Genomic DNA, 23,429 nt, shown 5'->3' with positions numbered 1-23,429 from the left:
ACTTGTAGAATAAAGTCCGGAAATACGAAATGGGGAGAAAAATCATGAATGAAAAAATTTTGGTTGTCGATGACGAACAGCCGATTGCTGATATCCTCGAATTTTCACTGCAGAAAGAAGGCTTTAAAATCGAAGTTGCCTATGATGGCACGGAAGCCCTGGAAAAAGTACACGCTTTTAAGCCTGACCTCATTTTACTCGATATAATGCTACCGAATAAAGATGGGATGGAAGTGTGCCGTGAGGTTCGTAAACATTATGATATGCCGATTATTATGCTCACGGCAAAGGATTCGGAGATTGATAAAGTGCTCGGTCTTGAACTGGGTGCCGATGATTATGTTACCAAGCCCTTTAGCACCCGTGAACTGATTGCGCGTGTGAAAGCGAATATTCGCAGGCTTCAAGTTGTCCCCGAAGAAGAACGAAAAAATACCGGGATTAAGCATATCGGTGATTTAACGATTGACCCGGAAGCCTATCTCGTTCGTAAACGGGGCAATCCGATTGAGCTTACCCACCGGGAGTTTGAATTAATCCATTATTTAGGCCGTCATATTGGACAAGTGATGTCGCGAGAAGATCTTTTGCAGTCTGTCTGGGGGTACGACTATTTTGGAGATGTACGAACCGTTGATGTCACGGTGCGTCGATTGCGGGAGAAAGTAGAAGATAACCCGAGTTATCCGAACTGGATTATTACAAGAAGAGGGGTAGGCTATTATCTCCGGAATCCCGAACAGGAGTAGAGTTGGATGAAGCGAATTGCGGGTTTCTTTAAATCTTTTCAATTTAAATTAATATTTATTTACGTCATGCTTTTGCTGATTGCTTTTCAGGTGATCGGGATATTTTTCATGGATAGTTTGGAAGAACAATTTGTAGAGAATCATCGAAATGCATTGGAAGACCAAATGAGTTTGCTTTCTTATAATATCGAGGAAACACTTATACAAGAAACGGAGGATATGGATCAAAATGACATCAATCAAGAAATTAACGATTTAATTTCCCGGTATGAAGTAAACGAACTCAGTAGCACCGGGTCCACCATTCAAGTGGTGGATAGCCAACAGAATGTACTGGCCCACAATCAACACGGAACGCCAAGCGGCGGATTGCTAAACACGGAAATACGTGTTTCCCAGGCATTGCTTGGACAAGACTCGAATGAAATGCTGCTGGATCCGGACACCGGCCATCGTATGCGGGTGATCACACAACCTTTGGATGGAGACGATGATGAAATCATTGGGGCCATTCATTTGGAGTCATCCATGGAAGATATGTATGACGAAGTGACGCAAATAAATAACATATTTATGACGAGTGGAGGCGTTGCACTAGCAATCACGGCAGTCATCGGCGTCCTTTTATCGAGAACCGTTACTCGTCCGATTAAAGACATGCAGAAACAGTCTGCGGTGATGAGTGAAGGAGACTTCAGTCGTCGTGTTCGTGTTTATGGAAATGATGAAATCGGGGAACTCGCCTCTTCCTTCAACACACTGGCAATGAATTTAAAAGAAGCGAACGCCACAACCGAAGGTGAAAGGCGAAAACTTAGCTCTGTCCTCTCCCATATGACAGACGGGGTGATCGCTACGGATGAACTGGGCCGTGTTATTTTGCTCAATAAACAAGCGGAAATCTTGTTATCTTTAAACAGTGAAGGGGCAAAGGGTCAGTCTCTCCCGGACATTTTGGATCTTTCCGGACAGGTTACCCCGAGTGACCTCTATGATTATTCGGAGCCGTTGATTTTGGATTTCAGCGACGAGCAAGAGGATTCTCTTATAGAAGCGAGCTTTTCCGTTCTTCGAAGCGAAGATGGCTATGTGACTGGTTTAATTACAGTGCTTCATGATGTCACGGAACAGGAAAAAATGGAGAGAGAGCGGCGGGAATTCGTAGCAAATGTCTCCCACGAGTTACGTACACCGTTAACGACCTTGAAAAGTTACATGGAAGCATTGGAAGACGGCGCTATGGCAGATGAAGATCTTGCTCCGCGGTTTTTAAATGTTATTCAAGTGGAAACGGACCGTATGATTCGCCTCGTGAATGATCTATTACAATTATCGAAAACGGATGTAGAAGAGCACGAGCTTCAAACAGAGCGCCACGATTTGACGCATTGGCTCCATCAATTGGTGGACCGATTTGAGATGCTCGTGAAAGATCGAAACGTTTCGTTTGTCCGGCGACTCCCGCAATGGCCGATTCAAGTAGAGATGGATAGGGATAAAATGACCCAAGTGTTGGACAACGTCATTTCGAACGCGCTCAAGTTTTCTCCTGAAGGTGGTACGATTACGGTTGGTGCCGAATTACAAGGGGAAGAGGCATGGATTGATATCCAGGATGAAGGCCAGGGAATTCCGAAAAAAGACCAACATAAAATATTTGAACGTTTCTACCGTGTGGACAAAGCCCGGGCCAGAAGCTTAGGGGGCACAGGACTGGGGCTGGCTATCGTGAAAGAAATGATTGAGGCCCATGAGGGCTCGGTGTGGGTTTCCAGTGAACCGAACCAAGGGACGAGAATAACGATCTCCGTGCCTTTAGCGTCTTCCGGCGAGGTAGGTGAACACAGTGGTTGAACGGGTGAAAACTATCATTCTAACCATACTGATGATTATGAGCCTTATTCTTACCTGGCAATTATGGACATACCAGCCTGAACTAAGGTTTTTGGATGAAGAAAGCGTGGAGGAAAGTGATCAGCTCTCTGATCAAGTGGAATTGGCCGATGTGATTGGACCGGCTAACGTTGTTTTTCATCGTGATCATGAACAGTGGATTACTGCCCACGGTTCTTTGGATTTTGTTGATGATATGGCGACAGATCTATTCTCCTCTGAATGGAGAAATTTAGAAATTATGGAGGGTGTCGAACAAGAACCCCTCTACGAAAGTGACGAAGATAAAATCGAGTTTATTCTGCCGACAGCACTGCCATTAACGCTCGTTGAAAATTGGTTTGAAGACGATCCATCCATTGCGGAACAACAGGAAAGCAGGTTTACTTTTGAACGATTGCTCCTTATAGATAAGGGAGGGGCTCTGCATGTCCAACTTGTTTCCTTTGAGGACCAGCAGGTGCTGGAAGGGAATATTGATATGGACATCGATACGTTTCAGATGTATATGGAACAGTTGGACGGGAGCAATGTTTATTATGCCACGGAAGCGCATGTAGGCGGGGACGATGATGCTTTGCAAGAACCCGTTTATTTGCCGGCAGAATCTGTTTCTTACCCTCAACTGCAATTTCATTCCACGAAGATTGATGAAGAGGCGCTTCTCCCTTATTTGTTTATGGACCGGGCATCCGTATCCACTCCGGAATTGGGAAATCAGGGGGAAGGGGAGCAGCTGTATCATTCCAGTGATCGACAAATGCGGGTAAGCCGATTCGGTAATTTTATTGAGTATGATTATCCTCAAAACGAAATATCCGATGGCCGGGATGAGCAAATCATTTCTGCTGCTTATGCATTCATTAACGCGCATGGAGGTTTTACGAACAGTTATCAGCTATATGATTGGAATGTGTCCGGGGGCGGCGAGTCTGCGCAATTTCGAATGCATGTGGACGGCATTCCGGTGCTGGATACACATGCTACATGGTTTGATTACTCCTCCATAAATGTGACCCAACAAAATGATGTCATCTCCAGTTATGATCGTCCCGCTTTTACGTTTGATGAGCATGAACCGTTGAATGATGATCCGGAGGATCAAATGCGGGAGCTCCTCGACGGCGAGTCAGTGCTGGACGAAATTGAAGAAAGCGACTCTCTTGAACCTGAGGACATTGAAGATATTCGCATCGGTTATGAAATGGAAAGGGTAGATACGTACGTCAATGTCGTTCCCCATTGGTACGCAAAAAGCGATGGAAGCTGGATCCAGTTGGGCAATGGGGATCAGGAAGGTGACTCGAATGGATTGGAATAAAACAAAGACGATTTTCATTTTCACCTTTTTACTTTTAAACGTCTTTTTGTGTGCTCAATTGTTCGATCACATGGAAAACCGCGAAAGGGACATAGAAGTAGAGGATAGCTTGGAAACTCAGTTAGACTATCAAAACATTGATATCGAGGCGGATCTCCCGAATGAGGAGATCCCCCTTTCCGTCGTCCGTAGCCGTACCATGGAAAGCCTCCCTGAGGAAGTGGAAGATAGTTATGATGACTCCGGTGTTTACGAGGAGGTTGAATTTGATTCAGAGACCGGGGAGCTATCCGTTTTGCTTGAAGAACCTTATGAGATTGATGAGGATAACGCTTGGCAAGAGCGCCGTGCATTTATAGACAGCCACATACACGAGGGGGACACATATCGGTTTGCGGGCAGGGGCGATACGCGAATTGATTATTACGCCAGCCATGAAGATAGGACATTGATAGCTCCGAGAAATACGCATCTCACCATTTATGAAAATGAAGACGGTGCTATTCATGCATTTGCCCAACAGTTCGTTCATACGGAGAACATGGCGGAGCAATCGATAAGCTCTGCGTTGGATGCCATTGATACACTCATCAAAGAGAATATGCTAACGACAAACTCCACCGTGACAAATGTTGAATACGTGTATTATAGTGCATTGTCCGAGGAGTACGTGAGCAACGAAGTGCTGTACGCCCCTCATTACCGAATTGTCGTTCAAGAAGAATTTGAGAATACAGAAGAGCGACCGGAGGTTTATCTGGTTTCTGCAGTGGAAGGCGAAGAAACGATACGGGAGCCTTAGGAGGATTTGCTGTATGGGGATTGCTTTTAGCGTTTTAGCGAGTGGGAGTACGGGAAATGCCATTTATGTGGAGACGAATCAAACCAAACTTTTAATCGATGCAGGACTAAGTGGCAAAAAAATCGAAAAGATGTTCCAACAAATTGGTCGTTCTTTATCAGACATTGACGCAGTGCTCGTCACCCATGAACATAGTGATCACGTGAAAGGGGTTGGCGTGTTGGCCCGTAAGTATCAATTGCCTGTCTATGCCAATGAACGTACGTGGAAGCAGATGCTTGATACGATCGGGCCAATTAGTAAAGAGCAATGCTTTCACTTGGAGACAGGAGATGTACGAACGTTTGCCGATATAGATGTGGAGTCATTCGGTGTCTCCCATGACGCGGTTGACCCGATGTTTTTTGTCTTTCATCATGAAAAGAAAAAATTGGCGTTGGCTACAGATATGGGATACGTCAGTGATCATATTAAAGGAACACTCGCCGATGCTGATGCGCTGATCTTTGAATCGAACCATGATATGAATATGCTGAGAATGGGGCGATACCCATGGAACATTAAACGAAGAATACTTGGAGATACCGGCCATATTTCCAATGACGACGCGGCAAAGGCGTTAACGACAATCGTCGGTGAGAAAACGCGGTATGTTTATTTGGCGCATTTGAGCCAAGATAATAATTTAAAAGACCTCGCCAGGATGACGACAGAGCAAACCATGGAGGAACAGGGGATAGATTATACGCCAAACGGTATTCAAATCCGTGATACGGATCCATTCATGCCGACCTCGTTGCAAAAGCTGGGGTAAGTTTTGCTCCTGCTTATGAAAATTAGATCGTTGGGTAGATTAAAATTGACGCTTGTGGATATGATGGACATCAATTGCAACGTTTCCTTCATTGGGCATACTTATGGAATAACAACGTTACCCGCGAGCGATAACAGACCGGAAAGGTGGACGGAGCAGATGGGCTATTATGATGATCATTACGGGAATGAAAACAGAGAAAAGAAAAAACGGCGGCGCGGCGTGGGGCTATCAGGAATTGTAGGTGCAATCATCGGTGCGCTCGTGGTGGCTGCCGCCCTTGCCCTCTTTCAAACGAACGATTTAACAGCCCCGGAGGAGCAAGGGTCAACGAATGATAGTGATTTCTTTGCCGGTGACTCGGAACAAGTGAGTTTTGACATCCATACCGATGTGACCGAAGCGGTGGAGGGTGTTTCAGATGCCGTTGTCGGGGTCTTTAATATGCAAGAGGAAAGCTTTTGGGGGGGTGGCGGTGGTCCGCCCGGAGAACCCGGAGGTGAGGGCGAAGAAATCGAAGCCGGCACCGGTTCAGGAGTCATTTATAAAGAGGAAGATAATCAGACGTTCATTGTTACGAATGAACACGTCATTCGAGGGTCTGATCAGGTAGAAATAAGCTTGAGCCAAGGGCAGCGAGTCGGAGCCGAAGTGGTCGGTGAAGATGTTTGGACAGACCTTGCCGTATTAGTTGTATCGACCGAAGACATTGAGGACGAGATTGAAGTGGTGGCTGAATTCGGCGATTCTGACAATTTAAGCCCGGGAGAGCCGGCTATTGCGATCGGGAATCCTTTGGGACCAACGTTTGCCCGCACCGTGACCCAAGGGATTATCAGTGCAACAGACCGTTCCATTCCGGTTGATTTGACAGGCAATGGTCAAATCGATTGGAACGCGGAAGTGATCCAGACAGACGCTGCCATTAATCAAGGCAACAGCGGCGGTCCGCTATTAAATGCCCAAGGCCAAGTGATCGGCATTAATTCCATGGAAATTGCCCAAAGTGAAGGCATGGGCTTTGCGATCCCGACATCCATCGTTTTACCTGTCATTGAAGACATCGAAAATCTAGGTGAAGTCGAACGGCCTGAACTTGGGGTTGAAATGGGCTCCGTCAGTGATATTCCAAGTTATCATTGGCAAGAAACGCTTAACTTGCCAGAGGATGTAACTTCCGGTGTATTTATCACGAACGTCTTCCCGGGTTCATCTGCGGAAGAAGGCGGATTGCAGGAATATGATGTGATCGTTGAGATGGATGACCAAGAGATTGAATTTGCCCATGATCTCCGCATGTATCTTTATACGGGACTCGACGTTGGCGATGAGGTAACCATATCTTTTTATCGCGAGGGTGAATTGCAGGAAACGACGATTGAACTACAAGAACAACAAGACACTTTGTGAAATACAAATATGGAAATCCTCGTATAAGTTCGAGGATTCCTTTCTCCCGGTGGTACGAGCCCGGAGGTCGGAATCCAAACCACAGAAACTTAGAGGCCTGACATACCGAAGAAGGAAAGGGAGGGACTTCTAGGAAATAACGTTCATCTGACATCTCGGCATCCGAGACCTGTTATCCGGAAAAGATGGGCGACTAACCGATTTCGAAGTACGGAAGGTGTTAGTGGCTAAAATAAGTGGTCCCCTCCGTTGTTGCACCAAAACCTAGATGTTTATTTGATACTATCCTCCCTATGCAAAACAATCGATGAGTCAAGGATGTAGGGCGGGGATCATTGAACGAATATGCAGCAGTGTGGGGTCCGAAACAACCAAGGCATCGGCATGAAAGGGGACGTAAAGTGACGAATATGCCGAAGAAAAGACGGCATTGGCATGAAACGAGGGCAAAGGCATGCTCGGAAGTCGAAGCATGCTTGGTTTCGGCATGAAAAGGAAGCGAAGCGCAGTAACTATGCCGAAGAAAAGACAGCATCAGCATGAAATACGAGCATAGGGGTGCTGAGAAGCCGAAGCAGCATCCGATTCATTTATACACCGAAACACCGCTCATGGCTCAATCAAATTGAACGTTGGTTTAGCATTTCTATCCCGAAATCGAATCAATACGAGAGCCACTTCCATTCCGTTGAAGATTTGGCTTATCTATTGATACACTAAGTTGATGATGATCATCGATTTCTGGCCAAGCCGTTTCGTTGGACGTTTAAAGGTTATCCTTTACAGGTGTGACCATTCATTTCAACCACTTTGTACTAGTGCAGAGTGGTCGAATTATCCGGCCATACCCAAGGGTAACATCGAAAAAGCATGCGCGCTCCCTCGTTTGGCTGTATAAATGCCTTTTACGGACATTTTTTGCAGTTCGACTACTGACTTTGTCCGTATGGATGCTTTTTACGGCCAATTGTTGCCGATCCGCCGATGCCGTTATACGGCTGCTGTACGGGCAATGACCCGACGAACAATATCATTTCCAGATGTGATCACTTATTTCAGCGTCCTGCACTAGTGTAGACGTTGCACAAGTCCTTTCACCATTAAAATGTAAGACAGATACAGATGGTTGAATCTAAAAACAGGGGATCAAACATTGACACCGGTTTTGAGGAAAAAGGTACGCATAATCTGTGATTTTGTCTTCGAAAATCCGTCCGTTTGAAGAACAAAAATCCCCTATATCAAGCATTTTTGTCTTCATTCAGCTGAGTGTCGTTACATTTGCTCTTTTGATACGGTTTCAACTTGATCGTCTGCCGGCGCGCCACAAGAGATGGCGATCTTAGCCGGCTACTTCTGATGGAAGTTTACATTTATTCACAATAGAAGCTGAAATGCAACCCAGTCGTAGGTGGGTTTATACAAGAAACCAACAACTTATTGTGAATTTGTGGATAACTTTTGTGGATAAGGGGAGAGGCATGAATATTCAATTGCTCGCGGTTGGAAAATTAAAGGAAAAATATTTATTGGCAGGCATGGAAGAATACGAAAAACGATTAAAGAAGGACATAAAATTTTCGAGCAAAGAAGTGGCAGATGAGCGTGCACCTGAACATCTCAGCGAAAAGGAAGCCATTCAAGTGATGAATAAGGAAGGGGAGCGCTTGTTACAACACGTGAAGCCGCAAACATACGTCGTTACATTGGATCGGAAAGGTAAAATGTTTAGTTCAGAAGAAATGGCCGTGAAGATTGATCAGCTTATGATACATGGACAGAGTAATTTCACGTTCATGATTGGAGGCTCTCTCGGCCTTGGCGATAATGTCTTACAGAGAGCTGACCTGCGCTGGTCATTTTCATCACTGACGTTTCCCCATCAGTTGATACGCGTAATGCTTTTGGAACAGATTTATCGCATCACACAAATTCAAAAAGGCACCCCTTATCATAAGTGAAACCTTCATCAGGGGGGGTCTTTCATCCCCACCGGAAGAAACGAGGCAAATGTTTCACGTGAAACAATGGAGGAACCGGACATGAATAACCCTTTGCACAATGATTGGACATACCATCTCGAAGAGGAATTTCATAAAGCCTATTATCAACAACTGCGATCGTTTTTGAAGCAAGAATATACCAATCACTCCATTTATCCGGATATGTATGATATTTTTAATGCATTACATTATACGTCCTATGAAAATACGAGAGTGGTGATTCTCGGACAAGACCCGTATCACGGCCCGAGGCAAGCACATGGATTAAGTTTTTCCGTGCAGCCGGGTGTCAAATTGCCCCCGTCGCTTCGAAATATTTTTAAGGAACTTATGCACGATGTCGATTGTGAAATGCCGGAAAACGGAGATTTACGCGGATGGGCCAAGCAAGGGGTACTGCTCCTTAACACGGTGTTAACCGTTCGCGCCCGGGAAGCGGCTTCTCATCAAGGCAAGGGGTGGGAAATGTTTACGGATCAAGTAATCAGAACCGTGAGCGCGAAGAAAGAGCCGGTTGTTTTTATCTTATGGGGCCGTCACGCTCAAGCGAAAGTTTCTTTCATCGAGGACCAACATGCTGTTATCCGAGCTCCCCATCCCAGCCCGTTTTCTGCACATCGAGGTTTTTTTGGAAGTCGTCCGTTTTCAAAAGCGAATGCTTTTTTGAAGCAAATGGGCAGAGAGACGATCCAATGGTGTAAAACTGGTACAGATAACGCGTGACGTGCAAAAAAATCGCTTGTTTACGCTAGCTGTTTTCCGGGAAAAGCTATGAACACCATGTTCGGAGGTGAGACGATGATCAAAATTGACGATATGCAAATACCAGCTGAACGTTATGAAGATATTAAAGAAGCACGTGAAGCTTTAAAAAAAGATGAGATCATCGTAAAAGACAATGAAGGTATCATCTGGATTGTGGATAATGAAAATTATCCTAAAATCGAGGGCTTTGGATACGACCGCATTGATCCAAGCCCATCAACCGATGAATCATAAATCGGTGAACTAGGGCCTTTTTCAAGGCCTTTTTAAATGATTGAAAACGAGAAACGTTGATGGCGGAATTACGGTAGGATGTAAGCACTGTGTTTGATAGTGGGGCTAAGCAGTGGGACGGAAGCGTGATCTGGAACAGACCTCCCTCGTGTTATGGTAAAATTGGGGAATAGGAGGAATTCGATGCATGTAGCTGCAGAGACGATCGTTGCGAAAATAAAACAGGAAACGGCAAACCTGGAGCATGCCCTGAAAAAGACAGATTCGAAAGAGGAAATTCGTGAACATGCGCGGCTGATCCGTGCATTTAGTGAGCTAATTGAAGAAGGAAGCGGCGCTATTTCCAGCAAAAAAGAACAGCCGGCTCCTGTAAAAGGGGAAGGGATGCAAACGAAGGCTCCGGCAGCCGTTCCACGGTCCCGAGAGGGGCACGAGGTTTCCGCTCAAGCTCAAGGCAATTTACTGGAATTTTAATTCAAATAGGTATTTGAAAGCGTGGGGGATGGAAATGTCAAAAACGTTATTAGCCATCGGAGCGATCATGGGGGCACTCGCAGTTGCCATTGGAGCCTTCGGCGCTCATGGTTTGGAGGGCAGAGTAAGTGAGCGCATGTTGGCAAATTATCAAACCGGCGTGCAATATCACATGTTTCACGCGCTGGCAATTATTGCTGTCGGATTGACTGCGGCAGTCATCGGTGGAACCACGCTGCTCGGTTGGGCAGGAAGCTTGATGCTTTTTGGAATCATTGTGTTTTCCGGGAGCCTATACACGATGGCGCTTACCGGAATGACTTGGCTCGGTGCAATCACGCCGATCGGAGGGGTTGCGTTTATCGCAGGCTGGATATTATTGTTGATCGTTGTGTTGAGGATTTGATTCGAATGAATGTGTTTTAAAACAAACACCTGTGGATCTGGCCACAGGTGTTTGTTCTGCGAAAAACGTTTCGTTATCTAAAAATCGCATCCATTCCCAATTGAAAAGCGATCCCGATAAGGATCGACCATAGCGCAAGGCTGATTGCCATCCAGATTATGATATACGTACGATTTGCGCCAAAGGTACAAGCCATCATTGCTGTTAAATGGCTGCTTAGCAGCCCGGTGCCGAGCACTGCGAGCCCGGGCAAGCCGTATTTATCCCAAAGCTTTTGCGCTCGTTCTCTACGTTTGCTGGTGAAAGATTCTTCCCAAGCCACCTCGGTTGTGGCTGTTGCCTCGGTTTTATTATTGGACTCTTGATCGATGTTGGAACTGCTCGTGCTTCCTTTTTCCGTAGCTGGGAGGCGAGCGTTTTGCTTTTTCCTCCTCTGTAAAAATTCCCGTATTTTATCTACGAGAAAGATGACTAAGAGTACGGTAACAAGGTTGCCCGCAAATCCTAAAACGATCGTAGGCAGGAGAGGAAGACCTATAATAACTCCTAATGGAATAACGGTCATATATTCGATAAAGGGAATGGCCGCTCCCAAAAATATGATGATGAAATAAATCAAATGGTCCATTATGGCCCCCTCATTGCTTATGCTCTACTTTTCCAAGTAATAAGGCAACGTAAAAACCGATGGCCAAGGCGATGATCGAAGCGATGAACCCTCCAACGTCTGCAGGCATTCCTCGGTAGATCACAAATACGGAGCCCAAGACCATGCCCGTCACTACTGCATATGTTCCGACCGGAAATTGCCTTAAAAAGAAATGGACAATCTTACTTGTAATGAGCACCCCGATACCTATGCCGGCAATGAGTGTAAGTAAAACCGGGAGATGGAAATGATCCAGTGCATCAATAATGGTCTCATAATACCCAAACACCAACAGTATAAAAGATCCGCTTAACCCAGGCAATATCATTGCTGAACTCGCGACCCACCCGAGAAAAAAGATCGCTATATAGTGATTTGCGTTCAGTGAACCAAGCATACTCGAATGAGCAGGGCCCTGCATAATGCCAAACAGTGCAATAAGCAGAAGCGATATGCATAAAGCGATATAATGAATGCCGGAAAACGTTCGTTTATATTCCACTTTCTTCAACAGAAAAGGGACAATACCGATAATTAATCCCAAAAAAAAGAAGGACAGTTGAAGTGGATAATAATCAAGAAGCCAGTTGAGAATCTTGGCGCTCGAAAACACGGCTACAAAAATACCGGCGACGAGGGGGATAAGGAAAGCAAAACTTTGCTTCCATTCCCGCGTGGATAAGCCATTAATAGCGGCGATTAAGCGCTCATAGATGCCGAGCACCACGGCGATCGTACCACTGCTGATGCCGGGGATCGTTTCAACGGTCCCCATGATTAACCCGCGCCAAAGATTGTGACCATTTATCTTTCCCATAGGTATAGCTCCCCCTAACTCTTATCGTTATATCATGGGAGTTTTAAAAATTCCAAAGAAAAATGGCGATATCTTAGAAAAACTTGACTTTCGCCAAGAAAGGCGAAAGTCACAACGTTTCTTATCCTATCGCACAGTACCTGATAGTGGAAAAAAAGCAGGTGCTGACTAACCCTCAGGGGTCAACACCTGCGCCTGGGAACCGGTCATTATTCTTCAAAAAATGCGCGGTTTAATTCAATGTATTGGGCTTCTGCTTCAGGTACTTCGTCGTCCGGATAAATAGCTTCCACCGGACATACGGGTTCGCATGCCCCGCAATCTATACAGATATCCGGATCAATGTAGAACATGTCCTTTCCTTCTTCAATGCAATCAACCGGACAAACTTCTACACAAGACCCGTTTTTTTCTTCAACACAGGGTGAAGTAATGACGAATGGCATCTGTATCTCACCTCCCTATTTGTGATTATAACGGATAAATGAAAGTGAATAAAACACTTTATAGCAAAAAAGTCATTTTTGACAACCATCAATAAGGTGTTGCCCAGTATTGTAACATATCTTCTAGCTTAAAAGGAGAAATAGCGGTTAAGAATTAGCTAAAAACTTTCTCATGAAACTGCGAATAATAAAGCCTTCGGTAACGTCCGTTTTTTGCCAGTAATCCCTGATGCGTCCCTTGTTCCACCACTTGGCCCTCGTCAAGGACGACGATATGATCGGCATTTTGAATGGTAGAAAGCCGATGGGCAATCACGACTGCTGTTCGGTTTTGTAACAACTGGCCCAATCCTGCTTGAATGGTTTTTTCCGCTTCCGTATCCAGCGAGGAGGTAGCTTCATCAAGCAAAATGATTGCCGGCGCTTTTAAGAGGGCACGGGCGATAGAAATTCGTTGTTTTTGGCCGCCGGAAAGCTTAACGCCTCTCTCGCCGACCGTGGTGTCATACCCGTCCGAAAGCTCGTTAATAAACGTTTCCGCGTCAGCGATACGTGCTGCTTGTTGAATATCGGTAAAACTGGCATTCGGCAACCCGTAAGCAATATTATCACGAATGGTACCGTTAAATAGCACAATGTCTTGGCTGACAACGCCAATTTGAGAACGAAGGGAAGAAAGCGTGACCGTATCGATACGTGTGCCGTCGATGGTGATCGTGCCCGCGGTCGGATCGTAAAATCGGCTGATTAATTGCGTTAAGGTCGTTTTCCCGGAACCTGAAGGGCCGACGATGGCGGTCGTTTTTCCGGCTTGAAAATGGACATCGATATTTTTGATCACGAGTTCGTTGTCGTAGGCAAAAGAAACTTGCTGGATCTTGACGTCTCCATCACGGATGGAAAAGGACTGCGCATTTTCCGGATTTTGAATGGAAGGCTCCGTCTCCAAGATTGCCATGATGCGGTCATAAGCAGCGGCTGCTTGTTGAATGGTGTTCATTAATCGGCTGACGCGCCGGATAGGATTTTGCAAAAGGCGCACATAGACGATAAAGGTGGCGATCATGCCGACGGTCATGTCTCCGCCGATCGTTTGCCAAGCACCAAACACCACGACGATGGCCATCCCTAAATAATTGATGAAATTGACGAGCGGTCCGAATAAAGAAAAATTTTTCGCCGCGTTGATATTCGCTTGCCGATTTGTTTCATTACGTTTGGAAAATCGCTCTTCTTCATAGCGTTCCATGGCAAAGGATTTGACGAGGCGAATACCCGAAAAAGTATCTTGTAAATGGTTGTTCATTTCGGCAAGGCTTCCCTGGACCCTTAAGTAGGCGGTGCGAATCCGTTTGGCAAAATACCGCGTGAGATAAAAAAGAAGGGGAAACGTTAACAAGATCAGGGTAGCAAGCTGCCAATTTACATAAAACATATAAGTGGATATCGCTATGAAAATAAAGATATCCGTCAGTAAATTCAAGAGACCGGAAGCAAGCAATTGCTGCAACATATTAACATCATTGGTCATCCGCGACATTAAATCTCCAGTACGATTATTGTCAAAAAAAGAAACATCGGAATGTTGCATGTGACTGTACAACTCATTTCGGAGATCATAAAGTGCCCGTTGTCCGACGATAGCCATGATATAACTTCCCGCAAATTGAAAACCGATGAGGAGGAAAGCTCCGCCAATAATGCCGGCAATTACCCAGGCGAGCATGTCCAATTGTGCTTCGGGGATGACAACGTCAATCGTATATTGGATGAATTGGGGAATCGCAAACTCAATCAAGGCGACAAAAAGTACAGCAATGACAGCAATCAAAATCAAACGCCAATGCGGGCGAACCCGGGAAAACAAGTCCTTAAACATTTGGCGCACGCTTTGTTTCCGTGGTTTTGCATCCAAAGTGCTTTCGCGCATTGCCCCTCTCCTTCAATAAAAAATCATTACCTAACAGTTGGAATGGGGGAGACAATCTCCCGCCGTTCATTGCCCGTCTCTTATCTGGACGTGGCACACTGGCCTTCCGACGCACAGGAAGTGCTAGTGTCGGCGTTGCCACAGGACGTGGCGAACTTAGCCGACCTTCCTTAATATACACTAGCTGAAAAGAAGTTTGACTGTCAAAAGAAAGAAAAAGTGAACGGTCGCTATGCGTAATCGTCCGTCCAAAGGTATATCCCTCGAGCTGAGAGGAACAATATTCGCGTAATTGTTCGTCAAAAGGTTATCCCCCGCCCCGAGAGGGACGATTCTTCCGTTGTCGTCTCTAAAAAAGAGACCTCCCTCTCCGAAAGGGGGGCAGGAGTCACGCTGCCCAAAGAGTGGCATATCAAGAATTTCTAAATATAGTACTAGCTTTTGCCTGCAATCGAAGAATCATGCCTTCTTTATGTAAAAAGCGGCCGTTTGGCCGCCTTCATTTTAACGGGGAGAATATTGAACCAATTGCTGCCCGGCTTCTCCTTCATTAGCAAATGGATACTCGTAATCAAGGGGTTCATCGAACGTGACATAATCAAGGTAGATCATAAGCAGTAGATAGCGTCTCCCGGTGTTATCATCAACGATAATGATATGGTCACGCCCGGCTGCTTCCAATCTGCCCTCAAACACTTGTGACTGTTGATTTCCTCCATTTCCAAAAGTCATATACACCCTTGCATCCTTGCCCAAATTTAATCGTAAAATATTCTCGATGTATGATTGTTCAACCGGAAGTGCTCCCATTTGCTGCTGCTCCATTTGTTGTTGCATTTGTTGCATTTGCTGCTGCTGTTGTTGCTGTTGGTTCATTTGTTCTTGTCGGTACACATCAGGCATGCCATATTGTTGTGGGTAATACGGGTAATACCCGTACCAGGGATTTACGTACACAATATTTCCTCCTTTATATTTTTATCTTACTTCATTTCCGGACACTCTTCGGGTGTTGGTTCATAAAAACAATGTAGTTTATATCGACCGATGAGCGGTTGGCCAAACCAGTCAGGATCACAAGCGCCGGGCGGTCGAAAAAACCACAGAGACCGTTGAGCGGGGTGGAAACGTTCACCTTGAATGAGACGGCGGGCAAGTTGGATTTCATTATCTCGTGCCCGTTGATAAAAGTGACCTTTTTGAACGGCTTCAAATCCTCCCGGAGATTGAAAGGCCATCTGATCGATCGTACGGATATCCTCAAAATCCGAACAGTTAAATCGTACACGGTTGACCATTGTCGTACCTGCATTGAGCATGCCTAGATTGCCTTCACCTTCCGCTTCTGCCCGCATTAACCGAGCGAGGACTTGCACATCCTGTTCTGTCGCCGGTATCACTGCCATTCACGGCCACCCCCAAGTGGTGTCTTGGTTCTTCTGAGCATTATTACATTATATGATTCAATGAAGCATATATGTTTTATTTTTCGTTTGATTAAAAGGTGATTGTACCGGGAATAGGAAAACAAAAAAGAGGTGATGGATATGGCGTGGAATATGAATGATTACCCCAGTTCATGGAAGAACATGGATCGAACGGTTCGAAAAAAAGCTATTGAGATAGGCAATGCTATGCTTGAGGATGGACATGATGAAGGAAGGGCGATTCCGATTGCTACCGAACAAGCGAAGGAATGGCGCGAAAATGCCAGTGAGTCGGAAATTCAGCAGTTTTTAAAAGAAGAGGATACGACCCCGGAAAATGATCGGGACGGCAGCCGCCCGGAATTGCTCGAACGCCCGCAATTTGTAACTCCCCACTCCGAAGGAGGTTGGGCTGTACAAGCAGAGGGGGCTTACCAGCCATCGGAAGTGTTTGAAAATAAAAAAGAAGCCGTGACACGCGGCCGTGAAATTGCCCGAAATAAAGGCACACAGCTGATCATCCATCGGGAGGATGATAGCGTAGAAGAAAAACACAATTATGAACGGTGAGCGCTTAGAAATATGGATAGAGTGTTACACTGGGTGTTCAAATAGGCAGCCGAAGCCCCACCCTAAAATATGATCGCGACATAGCTCTTTATAATCGCTTTCCACCCTTTATCCCACAATTCTTCGAATGGTGGACGACCTCCACCTGTTCTGATCGAACTAGCGCCGTCTTATTCTTCTCGACAAGCCAAAAAGAGCCTCCTGCTCTGAGGGCGGGAGGCTCTTGATTGCTTCTGAAAACATTAGCTTGTCACTTCTGCACGTGCTTTTTCGGCGGCAGTCACCATTGTTTTTAGGGCGGCAACCGTTTCTTCCTCATTGCGCGTTTTTAAGCCACAATCCGGGTTGACCCAGAAGAGATCGGCGGGGAGCACGCGGAGGGCACGGCGCATAACGTGCAACATTTCCTCTTCCGATGGCACCCGTGGGCTGTGAATGTCGTAAACGCCAAGGCCTATGCCTTTATCATAAACATTATTTTCAAACGTTTCCAGAATATCGCCTTGGCTTCTGGACGTTTCAATAGAGATAACATCGGCATCAAGGGCGCTGATCGCATCGATAATATCCTGAAATTCACTGTAGCACATATGGGTGTGAATTTGGGTCGTATTTTCCACATAGGAAGAGCTTACCCTGAACGCTTGCACGGCCCATTCCAAATAGGTCGGCCAATCTTCACGTTTCAGCGGCAACCCCTCGCGCAAGGCAGGTTCATCGATTTGAATCATTTCGATGCCGGCGTCTTCCAAGGCGCTCACTTCTTCTTTCATCGCTTCCGCAATTTGAAAAGCAACTTGTTGCTTCGGCAGATCGTCCCGTTCAAAGGACCAATTGAGAATCGTGACGGGTCCGGTAAGCATGCCTTTGACAGGTTTGTCCGTCAACGACTGGGCATAGACGGTTTCTTCCACGGTCATCGGCTCTTTAAACCGTACATCCCCGTAGATGATCGGAGGTTTCACCCCGCGCGAACCGTAGGATTGCACCCAGGCGTTTTTTGTAAAAGCAAAGCCTTCCAGGCGCTCGCCAAAGTATTCGACCATATCGTTTCGCTCAAATTCACCATGGACGAGCACGTCTAAACCGATTTCTTCCTGGTGGTCAATCCACGTCTTGATATGGGATTGGATGGCGGATTGGTATTCTGACCGTGTAAGCTCTCCCTTTTTCAATCGGGCACGTAAACGGCGAACATCGCGCGTTTGTGGGAAACTTCCGATCGTTGTTGTGGGGAGCTTAGGCAATGGCCACTTCTCTAATTGTTTTTTTCGGCGTTCTTCATAGCTTAGCGTACGGCTCACTCCCTTGGAGGTAGCCGTATCCGGTTCTTCCTTGCGCCAACCCTTTTCTTTAAGAGCAGTAAAAATTTCCTCGTTGTCTGCCAATATTTTGTCCTTCGCTTTAGATTCCCCGACGCCCAACTCTTGCAGGAGACGAAGTTCCTCCATTTTCTCGTCGGCGAATGAAAGGGCCTGTTTCAAGGTTGCATCAAGTGCCGGTTCATTTTCCACGGTTACAGGCGTATGTAGTAAGCTCGCGGATGGTTGAAGCCAAATCTTATCATTCTGCACATAATTTTGAACTTCATTTAATAGCACAAGCTTATCTTTGAGTTTCGCTTTCCAAATATTGCGGCCGTCGATCACTCCTGCTCCAAGCACTTTGTCTTTAGGAAAGCCGTGTGTTTGCAAGGCATGCAGATTCTTACCTTGATCATGGATAAAATCCAGTCCGATGCCGGCTACGGGGAGTTCGATGACTTTCTCGTAATGGCTGACAGCTTCAAAATACGTTTGTAATAAAACGTTAAGTTGCGGTACTTCTTTTTGGAGTGTTTCATAGGTTTTGCGAATCAGTGGAACGTCTTCTTCCGGAATCGTCGTGACGAGGGAAGGCTCGTCCACTTGTACCCATTGGACGCCTTCATCGGCAAGCGTTTGGAAAAGTTCAACATAAACGTCGGTGAATTGGGTGAGTAATTCGGGAAACGCATCGTTCTTATAATGTTTTGCCAATTTCAGAAATGAATAAGGGCCAATGATCACAGGCTTTCCTTCAATGCCAAGTTCTTCTTTTGCTTCCTTGTAAGCATCCAGCAGGTAGTTTGCGGTCAATGTGGGAGTTTTATTTTCGATTTCAGGAACGATGTAGTGATAATTCGTGTTGTACCACTTTGTCATTTCGGAGGCAGGCACGTCTTTGTTCCCCCGGGCCATTGCAAAGTATGTCTCTAGCGATACACTTCCGCCGTCGTATTCAAAGCGGTCCGGGACTAATCCGAACATGGCGGATGCATCGAGAATATGATCATAATACGTAAAGTCCCCCACCGGGATGGTTTCAATTCCGGCATCCTGTTGTTTTTTTAGGTGGTTTAAACGAACGGCCTTCATTTCGGCATGAAGGTCTTCGCTGCTTAGGTTCCCGGCCCAATGTGCCTCCAGCGCTTTTTTCCATTCTCGTTTCTCTCCAATGCGGGGATATCCCAACAAACTAGTTTTCAACCCTATCTCCTCCTGCATATGTAGTAAAAAAGGATATTTCCACCCTTTAATAGTAGGTGAAAATATCCACTATCCACCGTATCCTATTTACTGGAATACTTTAAAAGATAAAAGAATGAACATGATTTGTCAAGGTTTATTCCGACAATTATACTTGGAAATACCCTGTGATGTTATCTTTTTCCAATACATTTCCAACATAGAAAGGGCCAAACTGGGCAAAACGCGCGGAGGCTTCGTCAAAACGCATTTCATAAACGAGTTTTTTAAATTGAATGACGTCGTGGGCAAATAAAGTAACGCCCCATTCCCAATCATCGAAACCGACGGAGCCGGTAATGACTTGTTTGACATATCCCGCGTACTTGCGGCCCACCATCCCGTGGCCGTACATCAATTGTCCTCGGTCTTTCGCGGGCATCATGTACCAATTATCGTCGCCTTCACGTTTTTTGTCCATCGGGTAAAAGCAAATGTGTTCCCATTTCGGTAATATCGGGAAGACGCGTTCGCGGACGCTCGGGTCTTCGAGAGGGTCCCCTTCGCCGCGGAACATGTACTTACCCAGTTCCACAACGGAGACATAGGAATATGCCGGAACCGTATATTCGGCTAAGCGTGATTGATTAAAGGCTTTTTCAATTTGTTCCAATTCTTCCATCGTCGGACGGAGCAACATGAACATGAGGTCCGCTTTCTGCCCTAAAATGGAATACAGAGCGTAGCTACCTTCTTCTTTTTGTTCATTGTCTATCCATTTGTCGACCATAGCCGTGAATTCAGCAAGTATCTCTTGTTTTTCATCCTCCGGTACGTGTTTCCATGATGTCCAGTCAATCGAACGGAGATCATGCAGGCAATACCAGCCATCAATGGTTTCTGCAGGCTCAGGCATTTCGTATGCTCCTTTCTCTCTTTCCTGTGCTCCAAGCCCTATTTTAACACATGTTACAGCAGGGAAGAAAACGGAGCACACGGGGATTTCGTAAATGTGACACATTTGTCAGTCTTTCGCACACAAAGGAAGAAAAATGGACTATCGAATGAAAAGAAGCCCGTTGCTCGTAGCCAACGGGCTTTCTAGTTGTATCCCAATATTTTTTTGTTACGCCCATGGATCAGGTCTAATCTTTTTTGGAAACGAATTTCTTCGTTGGAAGATAATTGGGCTGGCGTGAGCGTGATCCCGTGATCATTGAACACACGCTTCATGCGCGCTTCACTGTCAGCAATTGTCATTTCCCGCTTGTACAATTCCGACAGGGAAGCCATCGTTCGCGGCTCGACCGTTGGCGTTGAGGGATTGTGATCCCCTCCGGCTGCTTGATAAAATTGACGGATGATTTCTGCCCGTTCGGACCCGGTACCTGTAATGGCGAGGTACACTTGGATGGATATCCCGTTACGTAGACGACGCTGGGAAATGCCCGCAAATTTTGTTCCCCCGATACTGAGATCAAAATTGCCCGGACAGTAAGATCCGACGACTTCGCCTGTCAATATTTCATGTGTTGCGTCCCGATACATCTCCCGGACAAAGTTCCACATGAACGTGTAAGCAGCATTGATCGTGAAGGTTTTCGTATCTTTTACGATGAGCGAGATGTTTAGAATTCCCGGATCGAGAAAAACAGCGAGGCCCCCGGAATTGCGTACGATTGTATCAAAGCCATTTTTATTTTGTTGCTCTATCGCGCGGTGGATAGAAGGCAGGCGACTATCCAGGGTGCCGAGCACAATCGTCGGTTTGTGAACCCATGTATGCACGGTCGGAAAAGCGTCTTGTTTGCCGACGCTTTCGCAAAGGGTGTCATCATATGCGAAGGAATGAAGGGGGCTGTAAGCCAGTCCCTTTTCCGAATGATTTAACCAACGCCATTCGTTTCCCGGAAACGTTTGTAAACTTGTCATTCCCTTAAGCTCCGTTCAAATAAATTTCATGTCTTCTCAGTATAACACGCATTGTTTCTATAGGAGAGATTCGGCCATGTCGATCCAAATGGCATTCCGCTCTTTTGCAAATAAAACACTTGTTGGATGCAGTTTAGCTGGCGTTTTCGTTTGCTTGGTCCTTTTCTTTCGTTATAATGAAGAAAAGAGATGGAAAGGTTGGCTTTGCCATATGAGCAGAGGCAATACAATATTAAAAGAAGAAAAAGTGTTCAAGGACCCGGTTCATCGATATATCCATGTCCGTGATCGGTTAATCTGGGATTTGATTGGAACGAAAGAGTTTCAACGGTTGCGGCGGGTGCGCCAGCTGGGGACGACGTTTCTCACCTTTCACGGAGCGGAGCATACACGTTTTAACCATTCGCTTGGGGTGTATGAAATTATGCGGCGAATGATTGACGTTTTTCAGGGCAGGCCGCACTGGAATGAAGAAGACCGTTTGCTTTGCTTGGTAACGGCACTTCTCCATGATATTGGACATGGTCCTTTCTCCCATTCGTTTGAGAAAGTGTTTGATACGGACCATGAAAGTTGGACAAGAGAGATTATTATGGGAGAAACCGAGGTGAACGCGGTCCTTCGTCGAATGGGGAATGAATTTCCGCGTGAAGTGGCAGATGTCATTGAAAAAACCCATCCGAACAAACTCGTCGTCAGCATGATTTCCAGCCAAATTGATGCGGACCGAATGGACTATTTGCAACGCGATGCGTTTTACACGGGTGTCAGTTACGGGCATTTCGATATGGAGCGGATTTTGCGGGTGATGCGGCCGTTGGATGATCAGGTTGTCATTAAGAGTACCGGGATGCACGCGGTGGAAGACTATATTATGAGCCGTTATCAAATGTATTGGCAAGTCTATTTTCATCCGGTGACGCGAAGTGCGGAAGTGATCTTAAATAAAATATTGCGGAGAGCGAAATACTTGTACCTGAACGGTTATGTGTTTAACCAAGCTCCTACGCACCTCACCCCTTTTTTTGAGGAGGATATCTCCATTAAGGACTATTTAAAGCTTGATGAAATGATTATCTTCTATTATTTTCAGGTGTGGGAAGAAGAACGGGATGAAATTCTTGCTGATTTATGCAGTCGTTTTCTGCATCGACGGTTGTTTCAATACGTTGAATTCAATCAACATTTTATTATGAATGAGTGGGCAGGATTGCAAGAGCGCTTTAAAGCCATAGGGATAGATCCGGATTATTATCTTGACATTGATTTTTCATCGGACCTGCCTTATGATTTTTACCGGCCCGGGGAAGAAGAAGAACGGATGCCGATTCATTTGCTTATGAACGATCGAAGACTCCGCGAGTTATCACGAGCGTCCGATGTCGTCGAGGCTATTTCGGGCAAAAAACGCACGGATCATAAACTGTATTATCCGAGTGATATTTTGCATACGCCCGGCCAAGAAAACGAGAAGCGTGAAATACTGGAGATTTTGTCAGGTTGAGGAGGAAGGCCGTGTGTTGGACCAACATGTCAATGTTTTGTCTTTACTGCAAAGGGTTGGAGAAATAACCGGACGTAAAAAGTTTCAAAAAATCGTCTTTATCAGCAAAAAATTAGGCATGCCGTTTCATGAAAAGTACGATTTTCATCGCTATGGCCCTTATTCTGAAGAACTGAGCCTTCGCCTTGAGGAATTACAGCAATTTGGTTTTATATCGGAAATAAAAGAAGAGAAGGCCGGCTATTATCAATATCGCTATCAGGTGGCTGCAAATGGGGAACATTTTCTGAAGGCAAAAGGGAACGATCACGAAACATTTGAACATGAGAAAAATGTCATTCAAGCTATGAACGCTTGCTCGTCCAAGTTTCTTGAACTGGTTTCTACGATTCTTTTTCTTCAACCTGCAGATAAAGAAGAAATCATCAGGAAAGTACATATGGTTAAAAAGACGCAAAAATACTCGGAACAGGATATCGACCGGGCGTATGCCCATATCGAAGGCTGGAGGAAAGCTATTAATAAAGGTTCCTAAAGGAAACCTCAAGGACATCGGAAACGATCCTTGAGGTTTTTTCTAAAACATGATTTTCGAGATAACAAAAAGATTACAAAAAAGTTACGACGGAAATCGAGTACTTTCCACATTAACCCACTTCTATGTAAATATTCCCTTATTGACGCATGTCTATTAACGTATAAAAAAACGGAAGGATAGAATAGTAGTCTATCCACATTACATTTAGGATACAAAACAGTAAAAGATATTGTCACCTACAACCTTAAAATCTATAATG

Annotated in this window: 23 protein-coding genes; 14 read left to right on the top strand and 9 right to left on the bottom strand. The window is 45.6% G+C overall.

Annotated features, from left to right (window positions below):
- The first annotated feature begins 44 nt into the window (after positions 1 to 44).
- The 11 genes from vicR to DT065_RS10775 all read left to right on the top strand — a co-directional run bounded on the left by vicR (position 45) and on the right by DT065_RS10775 (position 10,871).
- The gene (gene vicR / locus DT065_RS10830) at positions 45 to 749 is read left to right on the top strand and encodes a cell wall metabolism response regulator VicR (protein WP_114373279.1); all 705 of its coding nucleotides are present in this window, start codon (positions 45 to 47) and stop codon (positions 747 to 749) included.
- A gap of 6 nt (positions 750 to 755) precedes the next feature.
- Positions 756 to 2,603 (top strand): cell wall metabolism sensor histidine kinase WalK, encoded by a 1,848-nt coding sequence (gene walK, locus DT065_RS10825; protein ID WP_114373277.1) that lies wholly within the window; start codon positions 756 to 758, stop codon positions 2,601 to 2,603.
- Complete coding sequence (locus DT065_RS10820) at positions 2,596 to 3,963, top strand: YycH family regulatory protein (protein ID WP_114373275.1); 1,368 nt, start codon at positions 2,596 to 2,598, stop codon at positions 3,961 to 3,963. The genes walK and DT065_RS10820 overlap by 8 nt, the downstream gene beginning before the upstream one ends.
- Positions 3,950 to 4,765: a two-component system regulatory protein YycI gene (gene yycI, locus DT065_RS10815; RefSeq protein ID WP_160112512.1), complete on the top strand. Its 816-nt coding sequence runs from the start codon at positions 3,950 to 3,952 to the stop codon at positions 4,763 to 4,765. Before DT065_RS10820 ends, yycI begins: the two co-directional genes overlap by 14 nt.
- 13 nt (positions 4,766 to 4,778) lie before the next feature.
- On the top strand, positions 4,779 to 5,579 hold the full coding sequence (locus DT065_RS10810) for an MBL fold metallo-hydrolase (protein WP_114373271.1): 801 nt from the start codon (positions 4,779 to 4,781) through the stop codon (positions 5,577 to 5,579).
- Between the two features lie 54 nt (positions 5,580 to 5,633).
- Complete coding sequence (locus DT065_RS10805; RefSeq protein WP_335743591.1) at positions 5,634 to 6,989, top strand: S1C family serine protease; 1,356 nt, start codon at positions 5,634 to 5,636, stop codon at positions 6,987 to 6,989.
- A 1,481-nt stretch (positions 6,990 to 8,470) separates the two neighbouring features.
- A complete protein-coding gene (gene rlmH / locus DT065_RS10795) occupies positions 8,471 to 8,950 on the top strand; it encodes a 23S rRNA (pseudouridine(1915)-N(3))-methyltransferase RlmH (protein WP_114373265.1) in 480 nt (159 codons plus the stop codon).
- A gap of 81 nt (positions 8,951 to 9,031) precedes the next feature.
- Positions 9,032 to 9,715, top strand: coding sequence for a uracil-DNA glycosylase (locus DT065_RS10790; RefSeq protein ID WP_114373263.1), 684 nt, complete (start codon positions 9,032 to 9,034; stop codon positions 9,713 to 9,715).
- 75 nt (positions 9,716 to 9,790) lie between these two features.
- Positions 9,791 to 9,991: a hypothetical protein gene (locus tag DT065_RS10785; protein ID WP_114373261.1), complete on the top strand. Its 201-nt coding sequence runs from the start codon at positions 9,791 to 9,793 to the stop codon at positions 9,989 to 9,991.
- 183 nt (positions 9,992 to 10,174) lie between these two features.
- Complete coding sequence (locus DT065_RS10780; RefSeq protein WP_114373259.1) at positions 10,175 to 10,465, top strand: DUF5327 family protein; 291 nt, start codon at positions 10,175 to 10,177, stop codon at positions 10,463 to 10,465.
- Positions 10,466 to 10,499: 34 nt separating this feature from the next.
- On the top strand, positions 10,500 to 10,871 hold the full coding sequence (locus DT065_RS10775; protein ID WP_114373257.1) for a DUF423 domain-containing protein: 372 nt from the start codon (positions 10,500 to 10,502) through the stop codon (positions 10,869 to 10,871).
- A 73-nt stretch (positions 10,872 to 10,944) separates the two neighbouring features.
- Here the strand turns inward: DT065_RS10775 and DT065_RS10770 are convergent, their stop codons facing one another.
- The 6 genes from DT065_RS10770 to DT065_RS10745 all read right to left on the bottom strand — a co-directional run bounded on the left by DT065_RS10770 (position 10,945) and on the right by DT065_RS10745 (position 16,119).
- Positions 10,945 to 11,499, bottom strand: a complete 555-nt coding sequence (locus tag DT065_RS10770) for a small multi-drug export protein (RefSeq protein ID WP_114373255.1) — start codon at positions 11,497 to 11,499, stop codon at positions 10,945 to 10,947.
- A gap of 10 nt (positions 11,500 to 11,509) precedes the next feature.
- Positions 11,510 to 12,337 (bottom strand): DUF368 domain-containing protein, encoded by an 828-nt coding sequence (locus DT065_RS10765; RefSeq protein WP_114373253.1) that lies wholly within the window; start codon positions 12,335 to 12,337, stop codon positions 11,510 to 11,512.
- A 209-nt stretch (positions 12,338 to 12,546) separates the two neighbouring features.
- Positions 12,547 to 12,783 (bottom strand): ferredoxin family protein, encoded by a 237-nt coding sequence (locus DT065_RS10760; RefSeq protein WP_114373252.1) that lies wholly within the window; start codon positions 12,781 to 12,783, stop codon positions 12,547 to 12,549.
- A 154-nt stretch (positions 12,784 to 12,937) separates the two neighbouring features.
- On the bottom strand, positions 12,938 to 14,713 hold the full coding sequence (locus tag DT065_RS10755; RefSeq protein ID WP_114373250.1) for an ABC transporter ATP-binding protein: 1,776 nt from the start codon (positions 14,711 to 14,713) through the stop codon (positions 12,938 to 12,940).
- A gap of 504 nt (positions 14,714 to 15,217) precedes the next feature.
- The gene (gene gerQ, locus DT065_RS10750; RefSeq protein ID WP_114376259.1) at positions 15,218 to 15,616 is read right to left on the bottom strand and encodes a spore coat protein GerQ; all 399 of its coding nucleotides are present in this window, start codon (positions 15,614 to 15,616) and stop codon (positions 15,218 to 15,220) included.
- Positions 15,617 to 15,696: 80 nt separating this feature from the next.
- Positions 15,697 to 16,119, bottom strand: coding sequence for a cell wall hydrolase (locus DT065_RS10745; RefSeq protein WP_114373248.1), 423 nt, complete (start codon positions 16,117 to 16,119; stop codon positions 15,697 to 15,699).
- 141 nt (positions 16,120 to 16,260) lie between these two features.
- On the opposite strand from DT065_RS10745, the gene DT065_RS10740 reads away from it, so the two are divergent.
- The gene (locus tag DT065_RS10740; protein ID WP_114373246.1) at positions 16,261 to 16,710 is read left to right on the top strand and encodes a DUF2188 domain-containing protein; all 450 of its coding nucleotides are present in this window, start codon (positions 16,261 to 16,263) and stop codon (positions 16,708 to 16,710) included.
- A gap of 242 nt (positions 16,711 to 16,952) precedes the next feature.
- Here DT065_RS10740 and metE read toward each other — a convergent pair whose 3' ends face one another.
- From metE to DT065_RS10725, 3 genes are all read right to left on the bottom strand, one after another.
- The gene (gene metE / locus DT065_RS10735) at positions 16,953 to 19,235 is read right to left on the bottom strand and encodes a 5-methyltetrahydropteroyltriglutamate--homocysteine S-methyltransferase (protein ID WP_114373244.1); all 2,283 of its coding nucleotides are present in this window, start codon (positions 19,233 to 19,235) and stop codon (positions 16,953 to 16,955) included.
- A 130-nt stretch (positions 19,236 to 19,365) separates the two neighbouring features.
- The gene (hemQ, locus tag DT065_RS10730; RefSeq protein WP_114373242.1) at positions 19,366 to 20,112 is read right to left on the bottom strand and encodes a hydrogen peroxide-dependent heme synthase; all 747 of its coding nucleotides are present in this window, start codon (positions 20,110 to 20,112) and stop codon (positions 19,366 to 19,368) included.
- A 185-nt stretch (positions 20,113 to 20,297) separates the two neighbouring features.
- Positions 20,298 to 21,128, bottom strand: a complete 831-nt coding sequence (locus tag DT065_RS10725) for a lipoate--protein ligase family protein (RefSeq protein WP_114373240.1) — start codon at positions 21,126 to 21,128, stop codon at positions 20,298 to 20,300.
- 211 nt (positions 21,129 to 21,339) lie between these two features.
- Here DT065_RS10725 and DT065_RS10720 point away from each other — a divergent pair, with 211 nt between their 5' ends.
- The gene (locus tag DT065_RS10720) at positions 21,340 to 22,632 is read left to right on the top strand and encodes an HD domain-containing protein (RefSeq protein WP_114376257.1); all 1,293 of its coding nucleotides are present in this window, start codon (positions 21,340 to 21,342) and stop codon (positions 22,630 to 22,632) included.
- 13 nt (positions 22,633 to 22,645) lie between these two features.
- On the top strand, positions 22,646 to 23,167 hold the full coding sequence (locus DT065_RS10715) for a YwgA family protein (RefSeq protein ID WP_114373239.1): 522 nt from the start codon (positions 22,646 to 22,648) through the stop codon (positions 23,165 to 23,167).
- Positions 23,168 to 23,429 lie beyond the last annotated feature (262 nt).

Source organism: Salicibibacter kimchii (assembly GCF_003336365.1).
GTDB lineage: Bacteria > Bacillota > Bacilli > Bacillales > Marinococcaceae > Salicibibacter > Salicibibacter kimchii.
This window is presented reverse-complemented; position numbering and strand designations above follow the sequence as displayed.